This is a genomic window from Methanobacterium sp., assembly GCA_030017655.1.
Classification (GTDB): Archaea; Methanobacteriota; Methanobacteria; order Methanobacteriales; family Methanobacteriaceae; genus Methanobacterium_D.
In genome coordinates, this window is record JASEIM010000043.1 from 1 (window position 1) to 8099 (window position 8099).

Annotated in this window: 8 protein-coding genes; 3 read left to right on the forward strand and 5 right to left on the reverse strand. The window is 32.2% G+C overall.

Annotation, left to right across the window (positions count from 1 at the left end; translation table 11 throughout):
* A partial coding sequence (locus tag QMD61_11210) for a cell wall biogenesis protein (protein ID MDI6725202.1) occupies window positions 1-444 on the forward strand: 444 nt, incomplete at its 5' end.
* A 24-nt stretch (window positions 445-468) separates the two neighbouring features.
* Here QMD61_11210 and cgi121 read toward each other — a convergent pair.
* The 4 genes from cgi121 to QMD61_11230 all read right to left on the reverse strand — a co-directional run bounded on the left by cgi121 (window position 469) and on the right by QMD61_11230 (window position 4913).
* Window positions 469-972 carry a KEOPS complex subunit Cgi121 gene (gene cgi121 / locus QMD61_11215; protein ID MDI6725203.1) on the reverse strand — a complete coding sequence of 168 codons (504 nt, stop codon included), beginning with the start codon at window positions 970-972 and terminating at the stop codon, window positions 469-471.
* A 110-nt stretch (window positions 973-1082) separates the two neighbouring features.
* Window positions 1083-2585: a 2-isopropylmalate synthase gene (locus tag QMD61_11220; GenBank protein ID MDI6725204.1), complete on the reverse strand. Its 1503-nt coding sequence runs from the start codon at window positions 2583-2585 to the stop codon at window positions 1083-1085.
* A 32-nt stretch (window positions 2586-2617) separates the two neighbouring features.
* Window positions 2618-3658 carry a TIGR01177 family methyltransferase gene (locus tag QMD61_11225; protein ID MDI6725205.1) on the reverse strand — a complete coding sequence of 347 codons (1041 nt, stop codon included), beginning with the start codon at window positions 3656-3658 and terminating at the stop codon, window positions 2618-2620.
* A 91-nt stretch (window positions 3659-3749) separates the two neighbouring features.
* Window positions 3750-4913 (reverse strand): NAD(P)/FAD-dependent oxidoreductase, encoded by a 1164-nt coding sequence (locus QMD61_11230; GenBank protein MDI6725206.1) that lies wholly within the window; start codon window positions 4911-4913, stop codon window positions 3750-3752.
* A 717-nt stretch (window positions 4914-5630) separates the two neighbouring features.
* Here QMD61_11230 and QMD61_11235 point away from each other — a divergent pair.
* Window positions 5631-6272, forward strand: a complete 642-nt coding sequence (locus QMD61_11235; GenBank protein ID MDI6725207.1) for a zinc dependent phospholipase C family protein — start codon at window positions 5631-5633, stop codon at window positions 6270-6272.
* A gap of 31 nt (window positions 6273-6303) precedes the next feature.
* Here QMD61_11235 and QMD61_11240 read toward each other — a convergent pair whose 3' ends face one another.
* Entirely contained in the window at window positions 6304-6789 is a 486-nt protein-coding gene (locus tag QMD61_11240) for a PH domain-containing protein (GenBank protein ID MDI6725208.1), read from the reverse strand.
* Window positions 6790-7006: 217 nt separating this feature from the next.
* Here QMD61_11240 and QMD61_11245 point away from each other — a divergent pair, with 217 nt between their 5' ends.
* Window positions 7007-7732, forward strand: coding sequence for a UPF0280 family protein (locus QMD61_11245; protein ID MDI6725209.1), 726 nt, complete (start codon window positions 7007-7009; stop codon window positions 7730-7732).
* Window positions 7733-8099: the final 367 nt, after the last annotated feature.

Consider the following 8099-nt stretch of genomic DNA (forward strand, 5'->3'; position numbering starts at 1 on the left):
CCAAAAATAGTTAATGTTGGGAATGGTGGATTCATTTCTACTAATGATAATGATATTTTTAGAAAATCTAAATTTATTTTAAAATCTTTAAGGGCAAATCCTGTCACCTGCGCAGGAATAGCTGAAGAAATCAAAAATGCGCCGGAAATACTGTCAAAAACAATAGAAGCATGTAACATAATTAAAAAAGAGTTTGAATCAGCTATATATTCTGATAAAAGAGGTATAACCATTGCTTTAAAAACAGATAATCCTAAAGAAGATGGTTATGAACTTAGAAAAAAACTAAATGCAGAAGGAAGAAGTATTGTAACAACATGCCCTAGATATGATCGTGTTATGATTGATGCAGTTTGTATTGAGATTAAAAATCTTGATCCTGGATGTCTGGAAAATGAAATAATTACAGAAATTATTCAAATGATTAATGGTCTAATTGAATAATTAATCTGTGATTTATAACTAATTTTAAGATTCAAGTATCAAAAGAGAAGTTCTTTCAACCATTACATTTTCAATATTTCCTGCTGTCTTAAGTTCATTATCAGAAATTTTATAGATATTTTTTAAAGTATTTTCATCAGAATCCAGTACACTATCATCCCGTTTATTTAATAATGCCCCTAATTTATTTATTATATCTTCATCACAACCTACAGCAACTGCACATATACTCATATGGCCCACTTTTACCCCTAAAATATCAAGGGCCTTCGATATTTGTCGCTGAGCTGATGCACGCACACATATTTCAAGTCCAAGATCTTTAGCAATATTTTCATTTCTTTCAAATGCTTTAATTGCATGGACTGTAGCATGGAGTAAATGTTCACTTCCCGCTATTCCATCAGCATTTAAAAGTTGTAAAGTGCAATCTTTGCTTATTTGATTTATTTCATTCATTAAATCATTAAAATCATTTATATTATGCTTGAATCCGGCTATCTGGATATTATATTCATTGGAATCCATTTTAATTACCTATTTTAAAAATATAAATGAATTCATGCATCTTATGTTACTTAATGCGGTGAACTCCTGAAGACTTAAATTAAATAATAAATTAAGGAGTAGTTTATTGATTATAAATCTCCTTCTTTAACTTTTTTAACTTCTGAATCACTTAAAATCTTATTTACACCACTAAGATAAGCTTCTACACTTGCCATTATGATATCTGGCTGTGTACTTCTTGCAGTAACAATATTACCATTGTGTCTGAGCTTTACGATTACATCAATTAATGCATCAGCACCTCCGGTAATAGCATCTACGTGATATTCCTCAAGCTCAATATCTGCAAAATCTTTTATACTTTTTTTGACAGCCACTATAGCTGCATCTACAGGACCTATACCAATACCAGCCTCAAGTGTTTCAGTATTATCTATATTAAGTCTGATAGAGGCAGTTGGGGTAATTTTATTTCCAGATACAATTGTTAATTCTTCAAGCTCTACAACTTTTTCAGCAGATATTCCCATTACATCTTCTGCAATAGCCTGTAAATCAACATCTGTAACGCATTTACCCATATCACCGAGAGATTTTACTCTTTTAAATATCTGATCGAATTTTTCAGGTGTTACTGGTAGATCCATTTCTTCAAGCCTTTGTTTAAGGGCACTTGTACCTATATGCTTACCCATAATGAATTTACGCCTGTGACCGACAAGTTCAGGGGTTATGGGCTCATAAGTTTCTGCTTTTTTGATTACTCCATCAGCATGTATCCCTGACTCATGTGCAAAAGCATTTTCCCCAACAATAGCCTTATTCGGCTGTAAATACACACCGGTCATCCTTGCAACCATTCTTGACATTTCATAAAGCATTTCAATGTTGATATTTGTCTTTACGTCGTATAATGAGTAAAGAGCAACTACAATTTCTTCTAATGATGCGTTCCCTGCTCTTTCACCTATTCCGTTAATTGTACAGTGAACTTGGTCTGCACCTGCCCTTAATCCTGAAAGGGAATTAGCAACAGCCAGACCAAAATCATTGTGGCAATGGGCGCTTAAAGGCACTCCAAGTTTTGACAGATGCCCATAGAAATCATAAGACTTTTCAGGTGTAAGCATTCCAACAGTATCGCATGCACATATCCTTTTTGCACCTGCATCTATTCCTTCTTTAAATAATTGTGTTAGAAAATCAAGATCACTTCTTGTTGAGTCCTCTGCAGAAAGCTCAACCAGTAATCCATGATCAACAGCATATTCTGTGCTTTCAATTGCAAGATTTTTAACTTCTTCCCTTGTTTTCCTTAATTTATGTTCTATATGGAGGTCTGAAGTTGGAACAACTAAATGAACACTATCTACGCCACATTCAAGTGCAGCATCAACATCAACTATAACAGCCCTTGCAAAGCTGCATATTTCTGCATTGAGTCCCTCTGAAGTTATCTTTTTAATTCCTTCTCTTTCACCGGCTGAAGTGATGGCTGAACCAGCTTCTATTACATCTACACCGAGTTCATCAAGTTTTATTGCTATTCTGAGCTTTTCATCTGGAGTTAAAGATACTCCGGGGGTTTGTTCCCCATCTCTAAGTGTTGTATCGAATATTCTGGCCTTCAAAGGAATCCCCTTTATAATTGATTTAATTAAGATTATTTTTCAGTTCTTTTTAATACAGATATTACTCTGGTTAAACTTTTATGCATTCTTATGTCATATTGTTCTATTATTTTAAATTTTGTATGACTCACAAGTTCATGAATATCCAGATAGTGAGGGGTTGCCATGCAAATGTATCCATCTTCTTTCAGTATTTCCTGCATGGATAAAAGAGATTCTTTATAGATCCTTTTGCTTTCTATACCAGCTGTGGATGCAGAAATACCATATGGAGGATCAGTTACAATAGCATCAACTTTATATGGAAGTTTAATGTCCCTTGCATTCCCCTGAAATACTTCGTAATCCTTGATGTTGCAGTATTGAAGGTTCTTTTTTGTTCCCAAGACCATTTTTTCATCAATATCTATTCCTACAACTTTTGCTCCAATAATCCCTGCTTCAATTAAAATACCTCCCGTTCCGCAGAATGGGTCTAAAACGGTACTTCCTTTTTTAACTCTTGCTAAATTGTTCATTCCCCTTGCAAGCTTTGGGCTCATTGATCCGGGATAGAAGAATGGCCTTTTATGTGGTTTGAGTTCATAGTAATGCTTTTTTGATCTTTTAATAAGTCTTTCACAGACCAGTATCTTATTATCAAGCACAACTGTTCTTAAAAAAGTTTCAGGATTTTCAAGGTTTACCTTAGCTTTGTCTCCCAGTATTATTTTAATAATACCTCCAATTTTGATTTCCATTTCTTGTGAATTGAAATTAGGGTCTAAACCTATTCTTTTAACTCTTACAGCATAATCATTATGAATAACATTATTCCAGGGATATTTTTTGATATCCTTATTCATGCTATCGTTGGTAGTTTTAAATAGAAGTTTGCAAACTTCATGAGTGTAAGCAATCCTTTTTCCAATTGAATCAATTATTTTTGATTCTTCATCAGGGATTTTAAGTATTAATATTCCTTTATTCTGATATTTTACAGTGAATGAGGTTTTTTCAGTCTCTAAACATGCAATTATTTCTGCTGTTGGTAAAGTTTCATGTTCTCCGGATAAAATAAAAAGAATTTCCATAATTTAAACACCTTTTAAACGAGTAATTGATATTTACACTTAAATATGATAACTTAAGAAAAAAGATGTGATTAATCTATTATTTCATGGCCTATAAACCAAATATTTTACGTGACAGTAATCTGGGAAGAACCGAAAATATCAGACCGCTTTTTAACAGTTTTTTCATAAGGGGTGATTGTGAGTCAAGATCCCCATATTCTGAAACTATTTTTCCTATTTCTTTTTCTTTAAGTTTTAAAATTACAGAATCAAGATCTTCATTATCTAAAGATTTATATGTCTTCTGTACTTTAAGCTGCATTTTAAGCTCATTTTTATACATCTTTCTGTATTTTTTTTGATAATTCATTAAAATGCTAATATTATTCAGGTTAATGGCTTCATATACAACTTCAGCTGCTATTTTTGCACAAATAAATCCCATAACAAGCCCTCCACCTGTTGTGGGCTTAACCTGGGAAGCTGCATCCCCTATAAGGATGGCCCTGTTTTTTACAATGTCATTTTTAGAATCATGAATTGGAATTTTGCCTTGATATTTTTTTATCACTTCTGCGTCCTTCAGTTTTTCATCACTGGCCATAAATTTGTTTAAAATCTCGATTAAATGTTGATAACTATAATCTGCAAATAATCCTACTCTCGCAGTGGATTTTGAAAGAGGTATGGTCCATAAAAATCCTGGAGATATTTCTGAATTAACATTTACCTGGAAATAATTGTCATTAAATGAATTTTTACCAGTATCGACCAGATATTGGGCCGCCTGTACAGAACTAAAATTATTATCAAATTCATTAGATACTATGGATGAAGGACCATCCGCCCCTACAATAACTTCTGCAGATATTTTTTTACCTTTAACATCGATTGTCCCATTTTTTATGTCAACTTCATTCACACGGTGATTTAAAAAAAGCTCAGCCCCTCTTTCTACAGCCAATTTTGCTAAAAACTTATCATAATTGACTCTGTCTAAAACATAGGCTAATGGCTCCTTTTTTCTCATAGAAATCATGGTATCCGAGGGAGAATATAAACAAGCACCATATATTTCGTTTAAAATAAATTCATCAGGTAATATATTCACGTCTTTAATTTTGTTACCCAGAAGACCTGCACATTGCAAGGGAACTCCTATTTCTTTCTTTTTCTCGAATATAGCAATTTCAAGTCCTTTTTCTGCTGCATATCTTGCAAAAGTCGATCCTACAGGCCCAGCACCTACTACTGCAACATCATAGTCCTTCATATTTTTGTTCCCTGTTATTGGTTGAATAATGTATATGAGTTTTATTTTTCAGATCATGAATATCTAAAAATCATATAAAAAGGTTATTATAAAAATAATAATTAGATAACTATCCTTTTAAATCTTGTTAATTTCTATTATTTAATTGTTTACTATAGGTTTAATAAAAATTATAAGAATTAGATTCTTTAATAATCAAATGAATTAATATTGATAGTTTTTCCAGATTCCTCGAACAATCCTTTCTTTCAACATTTATCTTCTTTTTTAATGACACATTCCTATAAAGGCTCCAATAGTATTTCCAGAAGCATCTGAAACTATGTGAGTCATGTCATCATGATAAGAATCTTCAATCAGAGCCCTGAATAGTTATTTCTATATATAAATGAATATGAAAGTTGATTATATCTCTCCAATTCCCACGATTAATCAAGACCTATAGTAATCTAAATAGTTAAAAGTATCATTGCTGAAATCCTGAAATAAAAAGTTTATATGCCTGATTAACAGAATTTTCCAGAATATTCTCTGGATATATCTATTTAAATTTCTAATTTTATTATATCAGGTCATATTTTGCATTTCTGATAAAATTAGTATAAATGTTTATATTCTAATTTAAATTTCTTTATAAGAAAATTTTAAATATAAGTGAATTATACCTAATAATAATTTTTAGCAAATAAAATTTAAGATAAATTTACGGGTTTTTATATGAATAAAGCTTTAATAATGTCACTTTTTATTATAACAGTTTCTTTGTTCCAGGCGCCAGCATCAGCCTGGAATCCGAATACACATTATGAAATCGTTGAAAATAACTATAACGCCATGCCATATGATGTTCAGCAAAAATTAAGTCTTGAAGATATGAAAGACGGGGCAGATGATCCGGATTTTAAATTTTTCGATTTCAGCAATCATAGTTACCCTAACAGTTTTGAAAGGGCAGATTACTGGCTAAAAAAAGCGAAAATTCATTATAAAATGGGTGATTATAAGTATGCAAGTTACTGTTTTGGAGTAGCTTCCCATTATATCTCAGACACTTTTTGTGCTCCCCACAGTGCCAGAAATGGAAAAGGATTTAATCATGTTATATATGAGTTACAGGGCAGTTCACTTAGTCCAAAATTCACCTTTTACGCTGCAAATCAGTATTCGGGTGGAAATACAAATAATTTAAATGGAGATTTAAAATCTATTTTAATCGAGGGATATTTAAACGGCGAAGATAGCTGGAACAACTGGATTACAAATAGAGATAGTTCATACGTCCAAAAAGACCTTAATCAAGCATCAGGCGCTTCATTTAATGCTATGAATAGGGCTATAATAGAATCAAATTTTAGTTAATGTCTTTTTATTCAAAGCTGCATTAAAGAAATTATTCCCTTCTAAATTTTTCATTATGTCTTTTTATAACTGAATCTCTGTATTTAAGCTTTTTCCTTGTCTTCGGACGTGGTTCGGGTTTTTCAAATATCATGTCACCTTCAATCATTCTGTTTATCATTTCCTCAACATCTTTTGGACGTGGAATATCATTTAGAATGATTCTTGTATGTTCATGCCCTCCAAAAACTTCAATATCACCACTTGAAGTTATTCTTTCAGTCAGGCTCTGTGATACAGTTACATCCTGTATTTTATCGTAGTGAATATAGTTCTTATTTTTGCGCAGTATACCACTTTTAGTGATAATTCTTTGATCTGTAAGTTTATATGATGTTGATCTCCATTTAAGAAGATCCCAAGTAATCCAGAGGAATAAAATTAGGATAATAAGGAGTAAGAAAACAGTAACGCCCTGTACAAGTGGAATTTGGACAATACTTATTAAATATTCTTGAATTGTTGCGGCAGTAGTCATTAAATCTCTAAAAAAGTATACAATTATTAAAATAATAATAAATTTAATAATAGCTGATTTTAGATACATAAAAAAACGAGGTCGCGTTTGGAAAATTACGTTTTCTCGTGCCCTGATTTCTTTGGTGTTTCTCATTCAAATCACTCTTTATTTCTCTTTAATTATTTTAATTTGATTAACTAAATAATTTATGCAAGTTTCGACAGATTCAATGATGATGATTACAGAAAGAATAAAGCTTGATGAGACCAATATTTTACTTAAAACAGATTTACAGAATCATAATCTTTATAATTTCGTTTTAAGGCAACGAATGGAACTCATAAATTATATACGGAATAATAATAATTTTTTAATATCATTTGAGCCACTGGATGTTGTAAAAGGACCTTATATTGCTAAGATCATGTCAGAGGCAGGTAAAATAGCAGATGTAGGTCCAATGGCCGCTGTTGCAGGAACAATCTCTGAATTATCAATGTTTTTTTTGGTTAAAAACGACGCAAAGTATGTTATCCTTGAAAATGGTGGGGATATAGCTTTGAAAGTAAATAAAGATGTTATTATGGGTCTTTATGCCGGTACTTCAACCCTTTCAGGACAAATTGGATATAAAATAAAGCATAAAAAGACTCCTATGGGTATTTGCACTTCATCAGGAACTGTTGGACATTCTATAAGTCTGGGAAGGGCAGATTCTGTAACGGTATTTGCAGATAGGGCCAGTATCGCTGATGCACTTGCTACAAGTATAGCCAATGAGGCTAATGGTGATTCAGACTCTGAAGCGGTGCAAAATTGCCTTGATAAAGCGGATAACTACAAAGAATACATGATGGGAGCAATGATCATTGTGGGAGAATCAGCAGGAACTATTGGGAAAATTCCAAAGCTCATAGAAACTGATAAAAAGGTTGTTTTGGGAGATTTATTCGACATTTAAACATTATTTTTTTAACAGTTTCAATATCTTCAACAAGCAACCAGTCATCCATATTTCCATATTCGCTACGGTCTATTCAAATGGTAATTTTTCCATTTCATTTGCCTTTGCATCTACATAAACAACATGATCCATAAATTTACCCAATAGAAATGGGATTAAATTTAATTATTAAATTAAATCAGCAAAGGAATCTTCGCTTCTAGCATCAAAACTCCGATTTTAATCGCTAATTATTTAGATTTGTCAGCTACAAAAACTTTGTTTTTGCATGCTTCGATTATGATGCGTAAATCAAATAAATTGATTTACAGCCTCAGTTCGCCCATCATTCATCACCAATCAGAGCTCATAGGGTTCATCATCG